Source organism: Dokdonia sp. Asnod3-C12 (assembly GCF_045063975.1).
Lineage (GTDB): Bacteria > Bacteroidota > Bacteroidia > Flavobacteriales > Flavobacteriaceae > Dokdonia.
This window is the reverse complement of record NZ_JBEFNY010000003.1, coordinates 2,436,844-2,457,915: the sequence shown is the minus strand read 5'-3', so window position 1 is coordinate 2,457,915 and position 21,072 is coordinate 2,436,844. Positions and strand designations below refer to the sequence as shown.

The following is a 21,072-nucleotide window of genomic DNA, read 5'->3' as shown; positions in this document are numbered from 1 at the left end:
AAATTTGAACTAGTCAGTAGCGAATCGCTTAGCATCTACCTCTACAGATGGGCTCATTGTACTTGACATAAAAATACTCTTTATGTAAACACCTTTTGCCGTAGTAGGTTTAAGCTTTACTAATGTTGTTATTAATTCTCTTGCGTTTCCTGCAATTTTCTCAGCATCAAAAGATGCTTTACCTACAGAAGCGTGAATGATACCAGTCTTATCAACTTTAAAGTCAATCTTACCTGCTTTTACATCAGATACTGCTTTTGCAATATCCATAGTAACTGTACCAGTCTTAGGGTTAGGCATTAAACCACGTGGTCCTAAAACACGTCCTAAAGGCCCTAATTTACCCATTACACTAGGCATAGTAATAATTACATCTACGTCTGTCCAACCACCTTTGATTTTCTCAAGGTACTCGTCTAATCCTACGTAATCTGCACCAGCCTCTTGAGCCTCAGCAGCCTTGTCTGGAGTAACAAGCGCAAGCACTTTTACATCCTTACCAGTACCGTGAGGTAATGTAACCACTCCACGAACCATCTGGTTAGCTTTACGAGGATCAACATTAAGACGCACAGCAATATCTACAGAAGGATCAAAGTTTACGTTACTTACTTCTTTAATTAAAGCAGAAGCATCAGCAAGATTGTAGGTTTGACCCGCTTCAATCTTAGTCTGATTTTCTTTTTGCTTTTTTGTTAATTTTGCCATTTTAATTTTGTTTTAAGCTGTTAAGCTGGAGCATCTCCACCTTTAACCGTTATTCCCATTGAACGAGCTGTACCAGCCACCATCTTCATTGCACTATCAATTGTAAATGCATTTAAATCAGGCATCTTGTCCTCTGCAATTGCACGTACTTGATCCCAAGTAACTTTTGCAACCTTCTTACGGTTAGGCTCACCAGAACCACTTTTAACTTTAGCTGCTTCCAATAATTGAACTGCTGCTGGAGGAGTTTTGATTACAAAATCAAAAGACTTATCCTTATAAACAGTTATCGCAACAGGAAGCACTTTACCAGCTTTATCTTGAGTTCTAGCATTAAACTGCTTACAGAACTCCATGATATTTACACCGGCTGCACCTAAAGCAGGTCCTACTGGTGGAGAAGGATTTGCAGCCCCTCCACGTACTTGTAACTTAACAACCTTACTTACTTCTTTTGCCATTTCTAAAAATTTAAACAGACTTGTTCATAATGTGGAAGCATAGAACAAAATCTAAAATATATTAATGTAACAATTAATCTCTTATACTTTTTCCACTTGCATATAGCTAAGCTCTAACGGAGTCTTTCTTCCGAATATCTTCACCATCACTTCAAGCTTACGCTTTTCTTCATTCACTTTCTCAACCGTACCGTTAAATCCATTAAATGGACCATCGATCACCTTGATTGTCTCACCTATAGTGAATGGTATAGATATACTGTCTTGCTTGACAGCAAGCTCATCTACCTTACCTAACATACGATTAACCTCAGACTTACGTAAAGGAACAGGATCTCCCCCTTTAACCTCACCAAGAAAACCAATTACACCATTAATAGACTTAATAATGTGAGGAATTTCTCCACCAAGATTAGCTTTAACCATTATATATCCAGGAAAATAAACACGCTCTTTATTAACCTTTTTACCATTACGGATTTGGATAACTTTTTCAGTAGGCACTAACACCTCTTCAATACTATCCTCAAGATTTAAACGAGAAATTTCTTGCTCGATATACGCCTTTACTTTATTCTCTTGACCACTAACGGCCCTTACCACATACCACTGCTTCGTGTTACTTGTCTTAGCCATCTTGCTTGAATTAATTTGTTCCAACTACTTTATCAAAATATAACTTAATCACATTACTAAAAACGGTATCAACACCCCAAATAGCCAATGAAAAAATTATAGAAAACACAGCAACCACTACCATTAGACGCTGCGCTTCTGGAAGCGGCGTCCACGTCACGTGGTTTCTAAGCTCATTATATGATTCTTGAACGTAATTAATTAATCCAGCCATAATAGTTATTTCTTTCTAAACAAACATCTAACAAGCGCTAGGATGTTCTAATGTTTTCAAAATATAAATTAGCTCTAAAAATTAATCTTAAAGCTAATTTAAGTTGCACGGGATGAGAGACTCGAACTCACGACACCTGGTTTTGGAGACCAGTGCTCTACCAACTGAGCTAATCCCGTATACTTTAAGTTTTGAATCTCAAATTTCAAAAGAAATTATCGTTATTATTCATAAACTTAGGATTTCAACAAGCAACACTTTCGCGAAAGCTAAACAGAACCCCTCTTAACAAAAGTCAAGGCGTCTTGCAAAACAAGACACCTTTACTTTTTATCTATAGACTAGAATTAATCTAATATCTCAGTTACCTGACCAGCTCCTACAGTTCTACCACCTTCACGGACAGCAAAACGAAGACCTAAGCTAAGTGCGATAGGCTGGATAAGCTCAACAGTAATAGTTAAGTTATCTCCAGGCATAACCATCTCAACTCCATCAGGAAGCATGATGTTACCAGTTACATCAGTTGTACGTACATAAAACTGTGGACGGTAGTTATTGTGGAATGGAGTGTGACGTCCACCTTCTTCTTTCTTAAGGATATAAACCTCAGCTTTAAACTTAGCGTGTGGTGTTACTGATCCTGGCTTAACAATTACCATTCCTCTAGAAATCATTGATTTCTCAATACCTCTTAAAAGGATACCAGCGTTATCTCCAGCCTCACCTCTATCAAGGATCTGACGGAACATTTCAATACCAGTAATAGTAGATGTAAGTTTCTCTGCACCCATACCAATGATCTCAACAGGATCTCCAGTGTTTGCAATACCAGTTTCGATACGACCTGTAGCAACAGTTCCACGACCTGTAATAGAGAATACATCTTCTATTGGCATAAGGAAAGGCTTTTCAGTCTCACGTAGTGGCTCTTCGATCCAAGCATCAACAGCAGCCATAAGCTCTAATACTGTATCAACCCATTTTTGCTCACCGTTTAATGCTCCAAGAGCAGAACCAGCAATTACAGGACCATTATCTCCATCATACTCGTAGAAAGAAAGAAGATCTCTGATCTCCATCTCTACAAGCTCAAGTAATTCTTCATCATCAACCATATCCACTTTATTCATGAATACAACGATACGAGGAATACCTACCTGACGACCAAGAAGGATGTGCTCACGTGTTTGTGGCATTGGACCATCTGTAGCAGCAACAACAAGTATAGCACCGTCCATTTGAGCAGCACCAGTTACCATATTCTTTACATAATCGGCGTGACCTGGACAATCAACGTGTGCGTAGTGACGGTTTTCCGTAGCATACTCAACGTGTGAAGAGTTTATTGTTATACCTCTTTCTTTTTCCTCAGGAGCATTATCAATTTGATCAAAAGCAGAAGCTTCTGAATAACCCGCATCTGCCAATACTTTTGTAATCGCAGCTGTTAAAGTTGTTTTACCGTGATCTACGTGTCCGATAGTTCCAACATTTAAATGGGGTTTCGAACGATCGTATGTTTCCTTTGCCATAATGTAATTATTTAATCTTAGTTATTATTAGTGTACTAGTTTACTATTGATCGAGTACCTTCTCATTTAAACACGAAAAGTGAGTGCGACCAGCACTCATTGTTATTAATTCTTTTTGAGCCAACGACGGGAATTGAACCCGTGGCCTCTTCCTTACCAAGGAAACGCTCTACCCCTGAGCTACGTCGGCGGATTTTTTTACGCTTTCGCGAAAGCTCAATACCTCAAAGGCATTTAGAGCGGGAGACCAGGTTCGAACTGGCGACATTCAGCTTGGAAGGCTGACGCTCTACCAACTGAGCTACTCCCGCGTTTATAATCTCACTAACAAAAGTGATAATGAAATTAAAGGTGTGGGGAGAGCAGGATTCGAACCTGCGAAGTTAAAAACAACTGAGTTACAGTCAGTCCTCGTTGGCCGCTTGAGTATCTCCCCATTGTATTATCAAAATTCAGTGCGCAAAACTACGTATTAATTTTGAATAATAAAACAATATTTTAAAGAACTTTTTAACCTTTTTATTTCAGTTAAAAAAGAGCCGATGGAGGGACTCGAACCCACGACCTGCTGATTACAAATCAGCTGCTCTAGCCAGCTGAGCTACATCGGCTTTTTACTTACATAGACCTCTATAAAGAGGCGTAAAAAAGTCCGCTATTTCTAACGGACTGCGAAGATAACTAATTTTTATACTTATCCAATTTTTTTTTGAAAAAAAATCAAAAAAATTAAGATCTAATTTTATCCTTCCTCTTTAAAAGCATCCTCTCCATAGACTGTACACACGTGTCTGTAGCCTCTTCAAAAGACTTTGCCATTTTCTTTACGATAAACTCATCCCCTGGAACACTGATTAATAGCTCCACAATTTTATTATCCGGCTTCACATTAGGCTCTAATTTTAAGAACACATCTGCGTGAATTATCTTATCATAAAAATGCTCAAGCTTTCCTACTTTTTTTTCAATGAATTCAATGAGCTTTACATCTGCATCAAATTTTGGCGCTTCTACAGTTACTTTCATAAGATTATATATTTTTAGTTCAAAACTCAAACACCTTACAATAGGTGCTTGCTTTAATTACTCAGATAATTACTTTTTATTGCGAGGATGCGCTTTAGAATAAACATCTTTGAGCGCCTGGACACTATTATGCGTATAAACTTGCGTAGATGCAAGACTTGCGTGACCCAACAACTCTTTTACAATATTCAAATCTACACCCTGATTAAGTAAATGCGTTGCAAACGAGTGTCTCAATATATGCGGACTCGTTTTTAACTTATCTGACGTCTCACTAAAGTAACGATTAATTATCCTGTATACAAGGGTGCTATAAATTTTAGCACCTTTATTAGTCACCAAGAGAGCATCTTCACCACTACTAGCTACAGAAGACCTAACAGCTATATACCTATCATAGGTAACAACCACACTAGAAAGCAAAGGAACGATGCGCTCCTTATTACGTTTACCTATAATTTTTATGGTTTTTTGAACCACATCAATGCTCCCCACAGTCAGATCCACTAGCTCAGCACGTCTCATTCCAGTTGCATACAGAAGCTCCACTATGAATAAGTCTCTCAACGTTGCAAAATCATCAGCTTCTTTTAGCCGATCAAAGACAGCTCCCACCTCTACTTCAGAAAATGGAATTTGTAGTCGCTTGGGAGTTTTTAGTGATTTATGCTTCGCAAGTGGCGAAGCTTCTATCTCACCTATTTTAAGTAAGAATTTATAGTAAGCCTTTAACGAAGATATCTTTCTATTGACCGTTCGGTTAGAAACGTCGTTATCTACAAGACTTACAATCCAAGACCGGATTTGCACGTAATGAATATCTGCTAAATTACTTTCATCAAAAGTTATTTTGGCGAAAGCCAAAAATTCAACCACATCTTTCTCATAAGCTACAACTGTATGCTTGCTATAATTTTTCTCAAGACTGAGATAATCAAGAAAAGAGGTCAATGACATAAATAAGATAGATTATTAGAATTACTACAAACACTCTTTACAACATATGTCTAAAATAAAAAACCGTTGCACTGTAAAGATAAACTTTACAACACAACGGTTTTATATGATTGAGAGAGGTTTAATCTCTCTGTTAATCCAGATCATGCTTTGCATGACAACGGATTAATAAATGCTAGATATTCTCTGCATCCCTCATCCCTTGGATGTACGATGCTTTTTGAATCTCACGTCTTCTTACTACAGAAGGCTTTGTAAACTGCTTGCGCTCTCTAAGATTACGCATAGTTTTTGTGCGATCAAATTTACGCTTAAAACGTTTAAGCGCTCTATCTATATTTTCTCCGTCTTTTACTGGTATAATTAACATAGTGGGACCTCCTTTCTTTAAGTTCTTATTCGGTTTTCAGGCTGCAAATATACGTTTTAAAAGTAACCCTGCAACCCTATCCTTTAATTTTTTGAAATTTCTTCTGACTTTGCTTTGTAAGTCTTCTTATCGATAACCATCTTTGCAATGATTTCACGCAGTATTTCTGAGGTACCGCCACCTATAGGTCCTAGCCTACTATCACGTAACATACGTGCAAGTGGATATTCTTCCATATAACCATAACCACCTAGCATCTGTAAACAGTCATAAATTACCTCATCTGCAATTTTTGTCGCAGTGAGTTTTGACATGGTCGCTTCTTTTACAACATACTCCCCTTTATTAAGACGATATGCCACTGTATAATTAAAAGCTTTTGACATCTCAACCTCTGCTTGACGCTCTGCTAGTGTATGACGTAACGCTTGGAATTTATCAATAGTAACACCAAAGGCCATTCTGTCCTTCATGTAGTCTAGCGCATACTCAATAGCATACTCTGCCCTCGCATGAGCGTTTATACCCATAATAAGACGCTCTGATGCAAAATGCTGCATGATGTACCCAAAGCCTGCATTCTCTTCACCCATAAGGTTTGCCACTGGCACCTTCACATTATCAAATGCAATCTCTCCAGTATCTGATGCTCTCCACCCTAGCTTATCCAGCTTTGTAGCACTTATACCTGGCATATCTCTATCTAATAGGAAAATGCTCATACCTTTACCTCCTAACTCAGGAGCCGTCTTAGCAGCAACAATTAAATAATCTGAATACACGCCATTTGTGATAAAGGTCTTAGAACCATTAATTACATAATGATCACCATCCTTTACAGCTGTAGTTCTCATACCTGCAACATCACTTCCACCAAAAGGTTCTGTGATACATAAACAACCTATTTTATCTCCTGCAATACTCGCTGTAAGATATTCAGATTTTATTCTTTCATCACCCTCTACATTAAGGTGTGTCATTGCAAGATAAGCGTGCGCCCATATCGCAGCAGCAAATCCACCACTATTAATACGCTGTAGCTCCTCTAATAAGATAACAGTATAGAAGAAGTCAAGATTCATTCCTCCATATGCCTCAGGATAACTAATCCCAAAGAATCCCATGTCACCAAATTTCTTCCAGATAAAACGTTCTATCTGTCCTGTTTCCTCCCACTTATCAATGTGCGGCACTACTTCTTTCTTAAGAAAGTCTCTTAAGCTTTCGCGAAAGAGATTATGCTCCTCCGTAAAATACATGTTTGTCATATTTAAAATTCTTTTTCAATCCAATTGTAAGCCTTTTACAACTCTTACAATTGGGAATTTCATTCTAATAAGTAATTCTCTAAAATTAGAATAATTACTAAGAATGTGATGGTTATTTATAGCAATTTCAATCAATATGTAAATATAAACTTATTATATCATATTTAAAGTCTGTCATACCCTCCAAATTTTTCAATTCTTCTATCGATTTGATACCTTCTCTGAGAATTCGATAATCTACTATCTCTTTGGCAAGATCAAAATTAAGTAAAGGAACGGTAGATAAATCTGATGCGGTTGCCGTATTCACATTTACTAATGCAACTACTGGCTTTTCTTTTACCGTGTATTCGTTAAGAATTGCACGTTTCACATTTTTATCAACCCCAAACACACTGTAAAGCTGAAAATCTACTAGATATCCTCCAGTTTTATCACGATGTCTAAGTATTCTGGTCGCTATATCTTCATCTACACCATCAATAGCTATCAACATTTCATAAGAGACACTATTGAGATCACCTTTTTCTTCGGCAGTTTTCCATTTCTTTTTAAAACTAGATTTCTTTTTAGGAGATTTCTTTTGCTCTTCAATCCATTTCGGCCATTTAAAATAAGGTTCCATCACTGTAAGCAGGGAATCTGAGACGCCTGACACTTTTTGAAACTGAGCGGTGGAATCAAACCATTTCCCGCTTTCGCGAAAGCGTAACACTCTATCTATCTCCTCTGTGGTCATACCAAGTTTGTAACCGTTGAAGTCTGTAAGTAGTGTAGGGTTGAAAGGAAAAATCTTAGGCTTATGTTTCTCAATCTCTACCAACTTAAGAGAGTCTATCTCCTTCTGAAACGCCAAAACCTCTAGATCTTCTTCTTGAGATATTTGCACATCGGCTTCTGGGGTATAAAAAATGACCGCAGCAGTACACGCAATAATTATTGCTATAAAAAAGAAAATCCCATTTCTTTTACGCCTATCGTAAATGAAATGGGATTTTAAACTTTTCATACTATTTACTATTACTCTATAGCCTGCTCCTTAAGCTTTATAGCGTTAAGGTATCTAGTTAATTGCTTTTTAACAACAGGGAATAGGAAGAATAATCCCACCATGTTAGGGAAAACCATTGCAAAAATCATTGCATCAGAGAATGCCCATATTGAGTTCATACTTGCAGATGCTCCTACAACTACAAACGTTAAGAATAATAATTTGTACACTAAATCTGCAACCTTACCACGCCCGAAAAGAAATTTCCAAGATTGTAGTCCGTAATAAGACCATGAGATCATCGTTGACACTGCAAAGAGTACCACTGCAATTGTTAAGAATACATCAGAATAAGGAATATATTCTGCAAAAGCCTTGGCAGTAATACCAGCTCCTTCAAAAGATTCCCCACCTATCATTACAGCTCCTAGTCCATCACCACCATATTGGAAAGCTCCTCCAAAGTTGAAAATAATAATCACAAGTGCTGTCATCGTACAGATAAGTACTGTGTCGATAAATGGCTCTAGTAATGCCACTAGACCTTCACTTGCAGAGTATTTAGTACGTACTGCAGAGTGTGCAATAGATGCAGATCCTGCTCCAGCTTCATTTGAAAATGCTGCTCTTTTGAAACCAACTAATAATACTCCTATAAATCCTCCCACTCCTATAGCTGTAGGGTTAAATGCTTCTTTTACGATAAGTGCTACAGCATCATCAATAAGAGTAAAGTTACTTAGTATAATGTATAGACATGCAACAACGTACATGATTGCCATAAAAGGTACTACTTTCTCTGTTACCTGAGCAATACGCTTAATACCACCTATGATGATAATACCAACAATTATTGCAAGTACAATACCTACAATAAATCCTGAGGCTGCACTCGTCATGTTAAACATCTCTTTAAGAACGATAGTAGCTTGGTTAGATTGAGCTGCGTTACCACCACCAAAAGAACCACCAATACAGAAAACAGCAAATACTACAGCTGCAATCTTTCCTAAAGTTGCAAATCCTTTTGCTTTTAAACCTTTAGTTAAATAATACATAGGACCTCCATAAACAGTCCCGTCTTCACCTACATCTCTGTACTGAACACCTAAGGTACACTCTACAAATTTTGTAGACATTCCTAAAAGACCACAAACAATCATCCAGAATGTAGCTCCCGGACCACCTAATGCGATAGCAAGTGCAACACCAGCAATATTACCATTACCTACAGTTCCAGATACTGCAGTTGCTAGTGCTTGGAAGTGAGAAACTTCTCCTGCAGAACTTTCATCTCTAATTGTGTCTACGATGTCTCCATCAATAGCTAGATTATCATCTACATCAAGATTTTCTATATGCTCTTCTATATCAACATTAGATAAATCTTGGCCTTGTGCAATACCATCTTCACCATAAAGCTCTGCAGCTCCATGCTTTTCAATATCTTCATATTTACCACGTACAGTTTGGATTGCTCTCCAGAAGAAACGTACGTTTGGGAATCCAAAATAAATCGTAAAAAAAGCGGCACTCGCCACTAATAAAATAAGAACAAAAGGTGTTCCTGCAACTTCAAAAAATACAATTGCCGAAAAGAAATCTGAAATTGGTTGAAATGCTTGGTCAATTTTCTGGTCAATTCCTACTTCTTGAGTTTCTTGTGCAAATGAAAGAAGCGGAATAAAAACAGAAAGAATGAATAAAAGGTATTTCTTCATTAGTATAGATATATTAAGTTATTGTAAATTCAGCTAGCAATATCCAAAAAAATGCCCCTTATTCAAAGGAAACTATCTTAAAATCCTTAACAATATTTAAATATCAAAGGTCTCGTGTAGTCTTTTGATTTGTTCAGGGCGCCCTATCACTATTAATTTTGACCCTCTCTCTAGTCTCATATCTGCTTCTGGGTTAACAATATACTTACCAGATGGTGATCTGTAACCTATAATCGTACAGCCAGTCTTATAACGCAAATCAATTTCCTTAATACTTGCTTCTTTTCCGTCTGCACAAATTTGATCAAAGCTTATTTCCTCTACATTAATACTATCCTCCTCTCCTACTACAGATAAATTGTCTAAAAATTCGATAAGATCAGGAACTACGACAAGTGACGCCATGTGATCTCCACCTATTTTATCAGGCATTATCACATTATCTGCTCCAGCAAGCTTGAGTTTCTTTTGAGAAGTCTCGGCAGTTGCTCGACTTATAATCTTGAGCTTACTATTAAGTTGACGTGCACTCAGTACTATAAAAAGGTTGTCTGCATCTTCAGGAAGTGCACACAATAGTGCCGAGGCCTTTGTGATTCCAGCTTTCTCTAGTATCTCATCTTCATTTGCGTTGCCATACACAAAATGAATATTCTTATCCATTTCATAGCGCTCTATAACGTCCAAATCCATCTCAATGACCACAAATTGCTTGTTATAAGCCATGAGCTTTTGCACCGCCTCTTGTCCATTACGTCCATAACCACACACAATGATGTGATCTGTCATTTTATCGATTTCTTGCTGCACCTTTTTATGTATTAAATCTTTATAAGAACTCTTACTTATTATATACTCCGAGATTACTGTCAAAGCATAACCCACAATCACAACACTTAATAAAATAAGCATTACTGTAAAAATTTTTGCTTCGGGTGTGAGTGGTATCACTTCTCCAAAACCCACGGTAGTTATTGTAATTACCGTCATATATACAGCATCTACCCAATTGTAGTCTGCTATAAAACGATAGCCAAAAACTCCTAAAAGCAAGGTCGTTACTAGGAGCACTATAGCTAGATAAATTTTATTCTTAAAAAAGGAAAACAAATTCATAAGTCAAAAACAGAAGTACGCTTTGTATAAATAAGATCTTTTAACTTAAGCCAAAACGCCACTGTAAGATATAATGCAAAGCCTACCCCTAGGGTTGCAAATGACACATATATAAAAAAAAGTCTGACATTTTTTGCTCGCATTCCTAGGCGGTCTGCGAGTCTAGAGGAAACATAAAACCCATGTTTCTCAAAATAATGCCGTATATCGTATACTAGTTTCAACATATTGTGAAGGTAATAAATGCTAGATGTACCATGTTATAATAAACGAATCGGAAATAGTCTTAGGGATGATTTTTAATTAATCACGCTTTCGCGAAAGCGTACTTAAAACCAAACACATCTCATATAATTACAATTTAATTTGCCACCTCGCTCATGAATTTAATTCTATACAAACGCAGCTCCTCGTCCTCATAGTCCCCATCAAATTCTTCCATGGCAACTTCGATTTTATCTGTCTCTGCCTCCATAAAATAATCATGCAGTTCCTCTTGCTGATCCTCGTCCAGTATATCGTTAATCCAGTAGTCTATATTAAGACGCGTACCGCTAAAAACGATTGCCTCCATCTCTTTAATGAAGTCTGGCATATCCTTACCTTTTGCAGAAGCGAGGTCATCCAGTGGTAATTTGCGATCTACGTTTTGAATAATGTATAATTTTAATCCGCTATTTGCTCCTGTACTTTTCACTACAAGATCATCTGGCCTTAAAATTTCATTATCAGAAACATACCTATCAATAAGCGCTACAAATTCTTTTCCGTATTTCTTTGCCTTACCATCACCTACTCCATGTACATTACCAAGTTCTTCAACACTTACAGGGTATTTAATAGACATATCTTCTAGTGAAGGATCTTGAAAAACCACAAAAGGTGGCACATCAAGCTTCTTTGCTACTTTTTTACGCAAGTCTTTAAGCATTTCTAGGAGCTTCTTATCGGCTCCAGCTCCTGCTTTTTGAGCAGATACTATTGCATTATCAGTATTTGCATCAAATACATGATCATCTGTCATCATAAATGAGACAGGGTTCTCTATATAATCTAGACCTTGTGGTGTCATTTTTACAACGCCATAAGTCTCAATGTCCTTCTTTATATATCCTGCAACTAGAGCCTGACGTATAAGGGCAAACCAGTATTCTTTTTTCTGATCATGACCTATACCGAAAAATGGCTGCTCATGAGTTTTATGCGAACTGATAATAGCATTTTCCTTTCCTCTTAACGTAAGAACAATCTCTTTACTTTTATAGATCTCGTTAGTATCTCGTATTACAGATAACACTTTTACAAGTTCCTCTTTTGCCTCGTGTTGCTTTTTAGGATTACGCATGTTATCATCAAGCATCCCTCCTTCTCCAGTGGCGTTATCAAACTCCTCTCCAAAATAGTGAAGTATAAATTTACGTCTAGACATACTCGTCTCTGCAAAAGCTACTACTTCTTGAAGTAAGGCATGACCTATTTCCTGTTCGGCAACGGGCTTGCCACTCATGAATTTCTCAAGCTTCTCTATGTCTTTATATGCATAAAAAGCAAGACAATGTCCTTCTCCTCCATCTCTTCCCGCTCTACCAGTTTCTTGATAGTAGCTCTCTATACTTTTAGGAATGTCATGATGTATAACAAATCTTACATCTGGCTTATCAATTCCCATCCCAAAAGCTATGGTAGCAACCACCACATCCACATCTTCCATCAAGAACATATCTTGATGTCTCACTCGTGTTTTTGCATCGAGTCCTGCATGATATGGCACCGCTTTAAGTCCGTTTACTTGCAATGTTTGCGCTAACTCCTCTACACGCTTACGTGCGAGGCAATATATAATACCACTCTTACCTTCATTTTGCTTCACAAAACGAATAATATCTGCATCTACTTGTGCCGTTTTAGGTCGCACCTCGTAATATAGATTAGGTCTATTAAATGACGCCTTAAAAGTGTTTGCATCTGTAATCCCTAAGTTTTTAAGAATATCCTCTTGCACTTTTGGGGTAGCAGTAGCGGTAACCGCTATAATTGGGATATTATCACCTATCCTACCAATAATCTTACGTAGGTTACGGTATTCTGGTCTAAAATCATGTCCCCACTCTGAGATACAGTGTGCTTCATCTATAGCTAAAAAAGAAACAGTAACTCCTCTTAAAAACTCGACGTTTTCTTCTTTAGTAAGTGACTCGGGAGCCACGTACAAGAGTTTTGTTACTCCATTAGTAATATCTTCTTTTACTTTTTTTATCTCTCCTTTAGTAAGCGAGCTATTAAGTACATGAGCTATGCCCTCTTCTTGAGATATACCTCTAAGTGCATCTACTTGGTTTTTCATTAATGCTATAAGTGGTGATACCACAATAGCAGTTCCCTCTGCAATAAGTGCAGGTAACTGATAACATAATGATTTTCCACCTCCTGTGGGCATAATCACAAAACTGTGATTACCACCTACGATGCTTCTTATAACTTCTTCCTGCAGACCCTTGAACTGACTAAAGCCAAAATATCTTTTAAGTTCTTCGTGTAAGTCTATTTGCCTTGTCCCCATATGTATTCAAATACATTTTTACATACCTTTGTGTTTTCTAAAGATAGTAATTTCCGCACGTTAAACAAATCATAACAAAACCCAGTTTTGAACAACTTCCAGCAAATCATTGCTAGCGCACAGAAAACCATTCATATTGAGCAAACTGCGATTGCAAATCTCAGTTCATTAATAGACGAAGAATTTGCACAAGCAGTACAAGCCATCTATAAATCTAAGGGCAGAGTGGTCATTACTGGCATAGGCAAGAGCGCAATTATTGCTCAAAAAATCGTTGCAACCTTAAATAGCACAGGAACTCCTGCATTATTTATGCATGCAGCAGATGCTATTCATGGAGATTTAGGAAGCATATTAATAGATGACATCGTTATCTGCATCTCAAAAAGCGGAAACACTCCAGAAATCAAGGTTCTAGTTCCTCTTATTAAAAAGACGGAGAACACGCTGATTGCAATTACTGCAAATAGAGATTCTTTTTTAGGTAAAGAAGCAGACTATATTTTACATGCCAACACAGAAGAGGAAGCATGCCCTAACAACCTCGCACCTACTACAAGCACAACTGTACAGCTAGTGCTAGGTGATGCTGTAGCAGTTGCCTTGCTAGATTTGAGAGGATTTACAGAAAGTGACTTTGCACGATACCACCCTGGTGGTGCACTAGGCAAGAGACTATACCTTACCGTTAATGATATTTGCTCGACTCACGAAAATCCACAAGTAACTCCAGATGCAAGTATCAAGGAGGTAATCATTGAGATTACTAATAAAATGCTTGGTGTAACCGCCGTTGTGCTCAACGGAGTTATCCAAGGAATTATTACAGACGGCGACTTGCGTCGCATGCTCTCAAAAAATGATTCACTTGACGGTCTTACCGCTGCTGCAATCATGAGTGCTACACCAAAAACAGTTCGTCATGATGCCATGGCGATTGATGCAAAAGAAATTTTAGAAGCACATAACATCACCCAGTTACTAGTTGAAAAAGACGGAAACTATGCTGGCGTGGTGCACATACACGATCTTATAAAAGAAGGAATCGCATAATGGCAAAGAAAGTAAAAAAACATCCAGATGAGATGTCCTTCCTTGATCACTTGGAAGAATTAAGATGGCACTTAATAAGAGCTACGCTTGCTGTAGTTATCATAGCTACAGTTGCTTTTATATTTAAAGGAACGCTTTTTGAAATTGTTTTTGGACCTCAAAATCCAGACTTCGTTTCTTATGACATACTCTGTAAAATCTCTCAATTTTTTGGAGCAGAAAAAGGATGTATTGCAGATGGCGATATGGACTTTATCATCCAGAGTAGAAAAGTAGCTGGCCAGTTTAGCGCAGCTATATGGACTTCTATTATGGCAGGAGTTGTAATAGGTTTTCCATATATATTGTATGAATTTTGGAAATTTATATCTCCAGGACTCTATGAAAATGAGCGTAGATCTAGTAAAGGCTTTATTGTAGTTGCCTCTTTTCTATTCTTTCTAGGAGCAGCATTTGGATACTTTGTGGTAGCACCACTATCTATTAATTTCCTAGCAACTTTTAAGATATCTGATGCAGTTCAAAATGAATTTGATATCGACTCATTTATAGGTCTTGTAAGGGCTTCAGTGCTAGCATCTGGATTAATATTTGAACTACCTATCATTATGTACTTCCTTACTAAAATAGGGCTTGTCACTCCAGAATTCCTTAAAAAGAATCGCAAGTATGCATTAGTTATTGTATTAATTTTGGCGGCAATTATAACGCCTCCAGATATTTCAACGCAAGTAATCGTTGCCGTACCTATCATTATATTATATGAAGTAAGTATTTTTATTTCTAGAGGTGTTATCAGAAGAGAAAAACGCCGACTCAAGAAGGAAGGACTTGCATAACATCACTTAACTAATATTCATTTTTAACGCTTTCGCGAAAGCGTAATAACCACTACTCCCCGCAATTATGAGCAATATAATAGACGACTTTAATAGTTACCGTTCTACAATGAACGATAAAATTCTTGCCGATAATAATAAAATCGTCAAGCGTATTTTTAACCTAGATACCAATGCCTTTTCTGAAGGTGCACTAAATAAAAAGACTAAAGAGCTTTTAGGTCTTGTAGCCTCTACCGTTCTAAGATGTGATGATTGTATAAAATATCACTTGGAAAGCTGTCACGATGAAGGCGTGACAAAAGAAGAAGTAATGGAAACATTAGGAATAGGAACCCTAGTGGGTGGTACTATTGTAATACCTCACCTGCGCCGTGCTTATGAATTTTGGGAAGCACTAGACGAGAGAAAAGCAGGTAAATAATTTAAGCTGTGTGTAATGATGAGATTTTTAAAATATTTTATAACCTTCTTCATTACACACAGTCTTGTACTCAATGCTTTTGAATATTTTAGTAAACAAGAGATAAGCTGGTTTGGTAAATTATTTCAAGGTTTATTTTTTGGTCTTATAATGGCTTTTACTTTTACACGTTATAATAAGACTAGAACAGAGGATTAAACAATTTGTATATTTACCTATTATGAAACTACGCGCTGAAAATTTAATGAAATCCTATAAAGGCCGACAGGTGGTTAAAGGAATTTCTGTAGAGGTAAATCAAGGAGAAATAGTAGGATTACTAGGCCCTAACGGAGCTGGAAAAACTACTTCCTTCTATATGATAGTAGGTCTTGTAAAGCCTAATGGTGGAAATATTTACCTAGAACAGCAGGATATCACAAAGTACCCGATGTACAAACGCGCCCAGAATGGGATAGGTTACCTCGCGCAAGAGGCTTCTGTTTTTAGAAAACTAAGCATTGAGGATAATATATTAAGTGTACTACAACTCACAAAGCTTTCAAAGAAAGAGCAACTTCATAAAATGGAGGAACTCATAGAAGAATTTAGTTTAGGGCATATACGTAAAAGTCGTGGTGATTTACTTTCTGGAGGTGAACGACGCCGTACAGAAATTGCAAGAGCACTAGCGACCTCTCCCTCTTTTATATTACTGGATGAGCCTTTTGCAGGTGTGGATCCTGTTGCAGTAGAAGATATACAGCGCATCGTAGCACAGCTTAAAGATAAAAATATAGGAATACTTATTACCGATCATAATGTCCAAGAAACACTTGCCATTACAGATCGTACTTACTTAATGTTTGAAGGAAGTATCCTTAAACATGGAGAACCAGAAGAACTTGCAGCAGATGAGATGGTACGTAAAGTATATTTAGGTCAAAACTTTGAGCTACGCAAGAAAAAACTATTTACCTAGTTTACCATTAAACCAACCATAGCGTGAGTTTTCTAGTCAATCTCACACACTAAATTATGACCCCATTGAAAACGACCTTTACCATCATACTCGTGTGTTTCCTTTCTATTTTTTGCAAAGCACAAACCCCTATTCCTTCTCAAACTCAAGACACCTTGAGTATTTTAAAACTTGCAGTGTACGACACTAAGGTAATGCTCAAAGGTATAGGTCACGCTTATACAGGACCACTACGATGGAAAAAGGATGACTGGATTGTAGCTGGTACGATTGCTGGAGGAACCGCATTACTCTATTTTGTAGATGATGATGTGAACAGTTTTTTCACAAAAAGAAGTGATGACTTACCAGGAGTACTAGACGAGGCTGGAGAACGAGGCGGTAGTCCGCAGGTGATTTATGGACTGACGGCTGGAACTTATTTATTTGGGTTATTTACTAAGAATCAAAAGGTGCGCAGAGCAGGAGCTTTAATGACATCATCTGCAGTGACGGCTGGGCTTTTACAAACTCTTCTCAAGGCCTCTGTAGGAAGAAGTAGACCTAAAAACGGCGAAGGTAAATTTGCATTTAACCCTTATAGTGGTATGCCAGGTTTTAGATCATTCCCTTCTGGACATACTATATTATCTGTTACGATGGCGCATGCAATTGCAAAGCAATTTGATAACACGTGGGTAAAAGTGGGCGTGTACGCCTTAGGATCTATTGCACCTTTGCAAAGACTTTGGGGAGGAGCGCACTGGCTTACAGATGTTGCACTTAGTGCAGCATTAAGTATCGTTATTGTAGATTCTATAGATAACTATATGAACAAAAGTAACGTCTATCCCGACGGAACTAAGAAGAATAAAATCACTTGGAATTTTAATGTAGGTCTAGGTCGTGCCGGGATATCAGGTACTTTCTAAATTATACTTTAGTTCGCTCTTCTTGTTGTGCTTTTACAGTAAGCACCAACATAGACAACCTACCAATCACAAAGGTAAAGAGACCAAATAGCGTACAAAGCAATGCTACTTTAAGTCCGCCTGCCATCATGGGTTGCGATATATTACCGCTTCCTTCTATGGCATCAAAAGCTGTAATTAAGCCCAAGGTAGAACCTAGAAAGCCCCACATCATTGCAAATAAACTAAGGTGACCTATAATTTCTGAGGTTGCTCTCTTAGCTCTTTTTCCCATGAGAGAAATTACAAGCAAGGCAAGTATAGCAAGAATTACTATTAGAATAGGGTACATAAATAATGGCCCTCCTTCATTCATGCGGTCAATTAATTGTGACATAATTTGTAGTGTTAATGGTTAAAAATACTATTTGATATTAAATGATTGAACATAACATGCTGGGCAAGTTATTCGTAAACGTTTACGAGGCAAACATATAACTGAATTACAACGCTCATTAATATACTCGACCAACTTCCATTATAACACACATTATAACTTAATAAGCCTTTTAAGTGGTTACTAGCTTGGTGAAAATGTTATTCCCATGATGAATCTCGTCGTTCACCTCAAAAAATCAAATCGTTCTTATATTTTTCTCATCTTTGGAAAATGCATGAATTCAAGCTTAAAAATCTTGCGCTTATACCATTACATATTATACTGTGGATAGTCGTATGGCTATTTTACATTTACTTTTTTAGCTATGCAGCAGCAAATGAAGAGTTTGTATTATACTTTGCAACGAGTCTTTTGCCAATAACGATTACCGTCACTTATATTATTGCTTACTATTTAATTCCAAGATTCTTGCTTGAAAAGCGATATCTATTATTTAGTACCTACCTACTCTACACCATAGTTGGTTCGCTATTTCTTATTATCATTATCACTTTTATCAACTTCATATTTTTATCTAATTATGATATGAAGCAAATGCCATTACTCACCCGTAATTTTCTATTTGTATTCATACTTGTTTACATTATTGCTGGATTAGTATCACTTGTACAAGTCCTGAGATACAACTACAAAGCGATTAATCGCAATACAGCATTAGAAAAAAAACTTCTAGAAGGTCAACTCACCCTTAAAGAGAAAGAACTTTATTACCTAAAAGAGCAAATTCACCCTCATTTTCTATTTAACACACTCAACACCATTTATGGAGCTGCACTAACGGAGTCTAAAGACACTCCTGACTTAATTTTAAAATTGTCTAATCTGCTCGACTATACTCTTAATCAGATTGAGAAAAAAACTGTTGCTATCTCTGAGGAGGTGCTCTACATATCATCTTACATAGGACTGGAACAAGTGCGCTTTAGAGACACATTAAAAGTTTCATTCTCAAAAAAGATAGATAGCGATATACAAGTCCCGCCAATGCTATTTATTGCATTTATTGAAAATGCGTTTAAACATGGCAGTCCGCATGACAGTATATTACACATTAAAATATCTCTTGAAGTCAGTGACAAACAGCTACATTTTTCTATAAAAAATACAATCAAAGAAGATTCCTCTCCAAAGGAAAATCACGGACTAGGAATGCAAAATAGTATTAAAAGGTTAGAAACCTTATATCCAAACGCTTATGCTCTTAACACCCACACTTCAAAAGGATGGTATTACCTTGAGCTAAATATCAACATAAACTAATGGAAACTTATCAAGCAATTATTATAGATGACGAGCCCATGGCTCGTGAGATTTTAGAAAATCACCTTTCTAAAATAACTCAAGTGAATGTAGTTGCTGTTTGCAAAAATGCAACCGAAGGCTTCAGCGCGCTAAGTAAGCATGATGTTGATCTCGTCTTTCTAGATATAAATATGCCAGAGGTTACCGGACTTATGTTTGCCAAGGCTATTCAAGGAACTACAAGAATTATTTTCACTACTGCTTATCGAGAATATGCCGTAGAAGGCTTTGACTTACAAGCGGTAGATTACCTACTCAAACCTATATCTCTTGAGCGATTAATGAAAGCTCTACAGAAATTTTATAAGGAAGCAAGTCCAAAAATTGAAAGGACCAATCAAGAGACCTTTACCTTTTTTCGTTCTGACCGTAAAATGATAAAAGTAGATTTCGACCATATACTTTACATAGAGAGTATAGGTGATTACTTGAAGATACACACCACAAATGACGTTATCGTCACTAGAGAAACACTACTTGCCACTCTAGAAAAACTACCCGCTACCCTATTTTTGAGAACCCACAGATCATATGTGGTTGCAATAAGTAGTATTGAAAGTTTTACAAACGAGCATATTAATATAAATAATAAAGCAATTCCTATCAGCCGTAGCTACCGTGACCAAGTACTTAGCACATTAAACCGCATAAAATAATGTAGTTTATTATGTACCTTTGCAAGCCTTAAAAAATCATTACGACAAAGATTAAAAAGGTGCTTATTATGCTTTCGCGAAAGCGTAATAAATTCCATTAAAAGGATTGCAGATTACTATGAAAACAGATTTAGATAGAGGAATACAAGTAGACGACGCTAGTCTTCTCAACGAAGAAATAGGCGATAATCACGTTGCTACAAGTGCTATTACACCATTGCGTGATGATGCTTTTGAGATGAGTAACGCAGATAAAATGGCGAGCATTCAAGAAGATGTTGCACATATTATGCAAACACTAGGTCTTGATATGACTGATGATAGTCTTAAAGGCACGCCTAAGCGTGTGGCAAAAATGTTTGTAAACGAGATCTTCGCAGGTTTACATCCAGATAATAAACCTAAGGTTTCCGTTTTTGATAATAACTACAAGTACGGAGAGATGCTTGTAGAAAAGAATATTACAGTGTATTCTACCTGTGAGCATCACTTGCTACCTATTGTAGGTCGTGCACACGTGGCTTACATTTCTAACGGAACTGTTGTAGGTCTAAGTAAAATGAACCGCATAGTAGATTATTATGCAAAGCGTCCTCAAGTGCAAGAACGCCTTACTATGCAGATTGTACAAGAATTACAACGCGCAATGGGAACGGAAGATGTAGCCTGCGTTATTGATGCAAAGCATCTCTGTGTAAATAGTAGAGGAATAAGAGACATCGAAAGTAGCACAGTTACTAGCGAGTTTGGTGGTAAATTTAAAGATGCTGCTACTCGCAGAGAGTTTTTAGACTACATTAAGCTAGATACAGATTTTTAAGAAGCTACAACTTGCTTATCATTACTTATAAAAAAGCGGTTTCTTTTTAGTTACCGCTTTTTGAGTTTTACAATTAAGATATTTACCTTCGTCACACACATAAA

Annotated in this window: 24 protein-coding genes and 5 tRNA genes; 9 read left to right on the top strand and 20 right to left on the bottom strand. The window is 37.1% G+C overall.

Annotated elements, in window-relative coordinates:
* Positions 1–9 precede the first annotated feature (9 nt).
* The 19 genes from rplA to ACJJVW_RS11120 form a co-directional block, all read right to left on the bottom strand.
* Positions 10–708, bottom strand: coding sequence for a 50S ribosomal protein L1 (rplA, locus tag ACJJVW_RS11210; protein ID WP_013749861.1), 699 nt, complete (start codon positions 706–708; stop codon positions 10–12).
* Between the two features lie 20 nt (positions 709–728).
* Positions 729–1,169 carry a 50S ribosomal protein L11 gene (gene rplK / locus ACJJVW_RS11205; RefSeq protein ID WP_013749862.1) on the bottom strand — a complete coding sequence of 147 codons (441 nt, stop codon included), beginning with the start codon at positions 1,167–1,169 and terminating at the stop codon, positions 729–731.
* Between the two features lie 81 nt (positions 1,170–1,250).
* Complete coding sequence (nusG, locus tag ACJJVW_RS11200) at positions 1,251–1,805, bottom strand: transcription termination/antitermination protein NusG (RefSeq protein WP_013749863.1); 555 nt, start codon at positions 1,803–1,805, stop codon at positions 1,251–1,253.
* A 10-nt stretch (positions 1,806–1,815) separates the two neighbouring features.
* Positions 1,816–2,019, bottom strand: coding sequence for a preprotein translocase subunit SecE (gene secE, locus ACJJVW_RS11195; RefSeq protein WP_013749864.1), 204 nt, complete (start codon positions 2,017–2,019; stop codon positions 1,816–1,818).
* A gap of 106 nt (positions 2,020–2,125) precedes the next feature.
* Positions 2,126–2,198, bottom strand: a tRNA-Trp gene (locus ACJJVW_RS11190).
* A gap of 168 nt (positions 2,199–2,366) precedes the next feature.
* Positions 2,367–3,554: an elongation factor Tu gene (gene tuf, locus ACJJVW_RS11185; protein ID WP_108878174.1), complete on the bottom strand. Its 1,188-nt coding sequence runs from the start codon at positions 3,552–3,554 to the stop codon at positions 2,367–2,369.
* 118 nt (positions 3,555–3,672) lie between these two features.
* Positions 3,673–3,744 (bottom strand) — tRNA-Thr (locus ACJJVW_RS11180).
* Positions 3,745–3,792: 48 nt separating this feature from the next.
* Positions 3,793–3,865: transfer RNA gene (locus ACJJVW_RS11175), tRNA-Gly, on the bottom strand.
* A gap of 43 nt (positions 3,866–3,908) precedes the next feature.
* Positions 3,909–3,990: transfer RNA gene (locus tag ACJJVW_RS11170), tRNA-Tyr, on the bottom strand.
* Between the two features lie 101 nt (positions 3,991–4,091).
* Positions 4,092–4,165 (bottom strand) — tRNA-Thr (locus tag ACJJVW_RS11165).
* 118 nt (positions 4,166–4,283) lie between these two features.
* Entirely contained in the window at positions 4,284–4,580 is a 297-nt protein-coding gene (locus ACJJVW_RS11160; RefSeq protein WP_108878173.1) for an HPF/RaiA family ribosome-associated protein, read from the bottom strand.
* Positions 4,581–4,649: 69 nt separating this feature from the next.
* Complete coding sequence (locus ACJJVW_RS11155; RefSeq protein ID WP_405251918.1) at positions 4,650–5,537, bottom strand: tyrosine-type recombinase/integrase; 888 nt, start codon at positions 5,535–5,537, stop codon at positions 4,650–4,652.
* Positions 5,538–5,712: 175 nt separating this feature from the next.
* Positions 5,713–5,907: a 30S ribosomal protein S21 gene (gene rpsU / locus ACJJVW_RS11150; protein ID WP_013749868.1), complete on the bottom strand. Its 195-nt coding sequence runs from the start codon at positions 5,905–5,907 to the stop codon at positions 5,713–5,715.
* An 83-nt stretch (positions 5,908–5,990) separates the two neighbouring features.
* A complete protein-coding gene (locus tag ACJJVW_RS11145) occupies positions 5,991–7,175 on the bottom strand; it encodes an acyl-CoA dehydrogenase family protein (protein WP_405251916.1) in 1,185 nt (394 codons plus the stop codon).
* Positions 7,176–7,302: 127 nt separating this feature from the next.
* Positions 7,303–8,184, bottom strand: coding sequence for a ComEA family DNA-binding protein (locus tag ACJJVW_RS11140; protein WP_405251913.1), 882 nt, complete (start codon positions 8,182–8,184; stop codon positions 7,303–7,305).
* An 11-nt stretch (positions 8,185–8,195) separates the two neighbouring features.
* Positions 8,196–9,887: an alanine/glycine:cation symporter family protein gene (locus ACJJVW_RS11135; protein WP_405226439.1), complete on the bottom strand. Its 1,692-nt coding sequence runs from the start codon at positions 9,885–9,887 to the stop codon at positions 8,196–8,198.
* A 96-nt stretch (positions 9,888–9,983) separates the two neighbouring features.
* Positions 9,984–11,003, bottom strand: a complete 1,020-nt coding sequence (locus ACJJVW_RS11130) for a potassium channel family protein (protein ID WP_405251911.1) — start codon at positions 11,001–11,003, stop codon at positions 9,984–9,986.
* The gene (locus ACJJVW_RS11125) at positions 11,000–11,230 is read right to left on the bottom strand and encodes a PspC family transcriptional regulator (RefSeq protein ID WP_108878167.1); all 231 of its coding nucleotides are present in this window, start codon (positions 11,228–11,230) and stop codon (positions 11,000–11,002) included. Before ACJJVW_RS11125 ends, ACJJVW_RS11130 begins: the two co-directional genes overlap by 4 nt.
* Positions 11,231–11,364: 134 nt before the next feature.
* On the bottom strand, positions 11,365–13,563 hold the full coding sequence (locus ACJJVW_RS11120) for a RecQ family ATP-dependent DNA helicase (protein WP_405251909.1): 2,199 nt from the start codon (positions 13,561–13,563) through the stop codon (positions 11,365–11,367).
* 87 nt (positions 13,564–13,650) lie between these two features.
* On the opposite strand from ACJJVW_RS11120, the gene ACJJVW_RS11115 reads away from it, so the two are divergent.
* From ACJJVW_RS11115 to ACJJVW_RS11090, 6 genes are all read left to right on the top strand, one after another.
* Positions 13,651–14,616, top strand: a complete 966-nt coding sequence (locus ACJJVW_RS11115; RefSeq protein ID WP_298326341.1) for an SIS domain-containing protein — start codon at positions 13,651–13,653, stop codon at positions 14,614–14,616.
* On the top strand, positions 14,616–15,455 hold the full coding sequence (tatC, locus tag ACJJVW_RS11110; protein ID WP_405251907.1) for a twin-arginine translocase subunit TatC: 840 nt from the start codon (positions 14,616–14,618) through the stop codon (positions 15,453–15,455). Before ACJJVW_RS11115 ends, tatC begins: the two co-directional genes overlap by 1 nt.
* Positions 15,456–15,522: 67 nt before the next feature.
* On the top strand, positions 15,523–15,879 hold the full coding sequence (locus ACJJVW_RS11105; RefSeq protein WP_298326347.1) for a carboxymuconolactone decarboxylase family protein: 357 nt from the start codon (positions 15,523–15,525) through the stop codon (positions 15,877–15,879).
* Positions 15,880–15,894: 15 nt separating this feature from the next.
* Positions 15,895–16,077, top strand: coding sequence for a hypothetical protein (locus tag ACJJVW_RS11100; RefSeq protein WP_405251905.1), 183 nt, complete (start codon positions 15,895–15,897; stop codon positions 16,075–16,077).
* A gap of 22 nt (positions 16,078–16,099) precedes the next feature.
* Entirely contained in the window at positions 16,100–16,840 is a 741-nt protein-coding gene (lptB, locus tag ACJJVW_RS11095) for an LPS export ABC transporter ATP-binding protein (RefSeq protein ID WP_035334263.1), read from the top strand.
* Between the two features lie 56 nt (positions 16,841–16,896).
* The gene (locus tag ACJJVW_RS11090) at positions 16,897–17,751 is read left to right on the top strand and encodes a phosphatase PAP2 family protein (protein ID WP_405251904.1); all 855 of its coding nucleotides are present in this window, start codon (positions 16,897–16,899) and stop codon (positions 17,749–17,751) included.
* A gap of 1 nt (position 17,752) precedes the next feature.
* Here the strand turns inward: ACJJVW_RS11090 and ACJJVW_RS11085 are convergent, their stop codons facing one another.
* The gene (locus ACJJVW_RS11085) at positions 17,753–18,127 is read right to left on the bottom strand and encodes a MotA/TolQ/ExbB proton channel family protein (protein WP_298326363.1); all 375 of its coding nucleotides are present in this window, start codon (positions 18,125–18,127) and stop codon (positions 17,753–17,755) included.
* Positions 18,128–18,400: 273 nt separating this feature from the next.
* Between ACJJVW_RS11085 and ACJJVW_RS11080 the strand changes: the two genes are divergently transcribed.
* The 3 genes from ACJJVW_RS11080 (at position 18,401) to folE (ending at position 20,968) form a co-directional block, all read left to right on the top strand.
* Positions 18,401–19,450 (top strand): sensor histidine kinase, encoded by a 1,050-nt coding sequence (locus ACJJVW_RS11080; RefSeq protein WP_405251901.1) that lies wholly within the window; start codon positions 18,401–18,403, stop codon positions 19,448–19,450.
* Positions 19,450–20,148 carry a LytR/AlgR family response regulator transcription factor gene (locus ACJJVW_RS11075; protein WP_405251899.1) on the top strand — a complete coding sequence of 233 codons (699 nt, stop codon included), beginning with the start codon at positions 19,450–19,452 and terminating at the stop codon, positions 20,146–20,148. Before ACJJVW_RS11080 ends, ACJJVW_RS11075 begins: the two co-directional genes overlap by 1 nt.
* Positions 20,149–20,266: 118 nt before the next feature.
* On the top strand, positions 20,267–20,968 hold the full coding sequence (gene folE, locus ACJJVW_RS11070; protein WP_405251897.1) for a GTP cyclohydrolase I FolE: 702 nt from the start codon (positions 20,267–20,269) through the stop codon (positions 20,966–20,968).
* The last annotated feature ends 104 nt before the right edge of the window (positions 20,969–21,072 follow it).

What these genes read in the sequence shown, in the direction of transcription:
- rpsU (WP_013749868.1), bottom strand. Translation starts at nt 5,907, where the DNA reads ATGTTAATTATACCAGTAAAAGACGGAGAAAATATAGATAGAGCGCTT.
- ACJJVW_RS11105 (WP_298326347.1), top strand. Translation starts at nt 15,523, where the DNA reads ATGAGCAATATAATAGACGACTTTAATAGTTACCGTTCTACAATGAAC.
- folE (WP_405251897.1), top strand. Translation starts at nt 20,267, where the DNA reads ATGAAAACAGATTTAGATAGAGGAATACAAGTAGACGACGCTAGTCTT.
- tatC (WP_405251907.1), top strand. Translation starts at nt 14,616, where the DNA reads ATGGCAAAGAAAGTAAAAAAACATCCAGATGAGATGTCCTTCCTTGAT.
- ACJJVW_RS11085 (WP_298326363.1), bottom strand. Translation starts at nt 18,127, where the DNA reads ATGTCACAATTAATTGACCGCATGAATGAAGGAGGGCCATTATTTATG.
- ACJJVW_RS11090 (WP_405251904.1), top strand. Translation starts at nt 16,897, where the DNA reads ATGACCCCATTGAAAACGACCTTTACCATCATACTCGTGTGTTTCCTT.
- ACJJVW_RS11160 (WP_108878173.1), bottom strand. Translation starts at nt 4,580, where the DNA reads ATGAAAGTAACTGTAGAAGCGCCAAAATTTGATGCAGATGTAAAGCTC.
- tuf (WP_108878174.1), bottom strand. Translation starts at nt 3,554, where the DNA reads ATGGCAAAGGAAACATACGATCGTTCGAAACCCCATTTAAATGTTGGA.
- lptB (WP_035334263.1), top strand. Translation starts at nt 16,100, where the DNA reads ATGAAACTACGCGCTGAAAATTTAATGAAATCCTATAAAGGCCGACAG.
- rplA (WP_013749861.1), bottom strand. Translation starts at nt 708, where the DNA reads ATGGCAAAATTAACAAAAAAGCAAAAAGAAAATCAGACTAAGATTGAA.
- ACJJVW_RS11140 (WP_405251913.1), bottom strand. Translation starts at nt 8,184, where the DNA reads ATGAAAAGTTTAAAATCCCATTTCATTTACGATAGGCGTAAAAGAAAT.
- ACJJVW_RS11075 (WP_405251899.1), top strand. Translation starts at nt 19,450, where the DNA reads ATGGAAACTTATCAAGCAATTATTATAGATGACGAGCCCATGGCTCGT.
- ACJJVW_RS11145 (WP_405251916.1), bottom strand. Translation starts at nt 7,175, where the DNA reads ATGACAAACATGTATTTTACGGAGGAGCATAATCTCTTTCGCGAAAGC.
- rplK (WP_013749862.1), bottom strand. Translation starts at nt 1,169, where the DNA reads ATGGCAAAAGAAGTAAGTAAGGTTGTTAAGTTACAAGTACGTGGAGGG.
- ACJJVW_RS11120 (WP_405251909.1), bottom strand. Translation starts at nt 13,563, where the DNA reads ATGGGGACAAGGCAAATAGACTTACACGAAGAACTTAAAAGATATTTT.
- ACJJVW_RS11135 (WP_405226439.1), bottom strand. Translation starts at nt 9,887, where the DNA reads ATGAAGAAATACCTTTTATTCATTCTTTCTGTTTTTATTCCGCTTCTT.
- ACJJVW_RS11155 (WP_405251918.1), bottom strand. Translation starts at nt 5,537, where the DNA reads ATGTCATTGACCTCTTTTCTTGATTATCTCAGTCTTGAGAAAAATTAT.
- secE (WP_013749864.1), bottom strand. Translation starts at nt 2,019, where the DNA reads ATGGCTGGATTAATTAATTACGTTCAAGAATCATATAATGAGCTTAGA.
- ACJJVW_RS11100 (WP_405251905.1), top strand. Translation starts at nt 15,895, where the DNA reads ATGATGAGATTTTTAAAATATTTTATAACCTTCTTCATTACACACAGT.
- nusG (WP_013749863.1), bottom strand. Translation starts at nt 1,805, where the DNA reads ATGGCTAAGACAAGTAACACGAAGCAGTGGTATGTGGTAAGGGCCGTT.
- ACJJVW_RS11080 (WP_405251901.1), top strand. Translation starts at nt 18,401, where the DNA reads ATGCATGAATTCAAGCTTAAAAATCTTGCGCTTATACCATTACATATT.
- ACJJVW_RS11125 (WP_108878167.1), bottom strand. Translation starts at nt 11,230, where the DNA reads ATGTTGAAACTAGTATACGATATACGGCATTATTTTGAGAAACATGGG.
- ACJJVW_RS11130 (WP_405251911.1), bottom strand. Translation starts at nt 11,003, where the DNA reads ATGAATTTGTTTTCCTTTTTTAAGAATAAAATTTATCTAGCTATAGTG.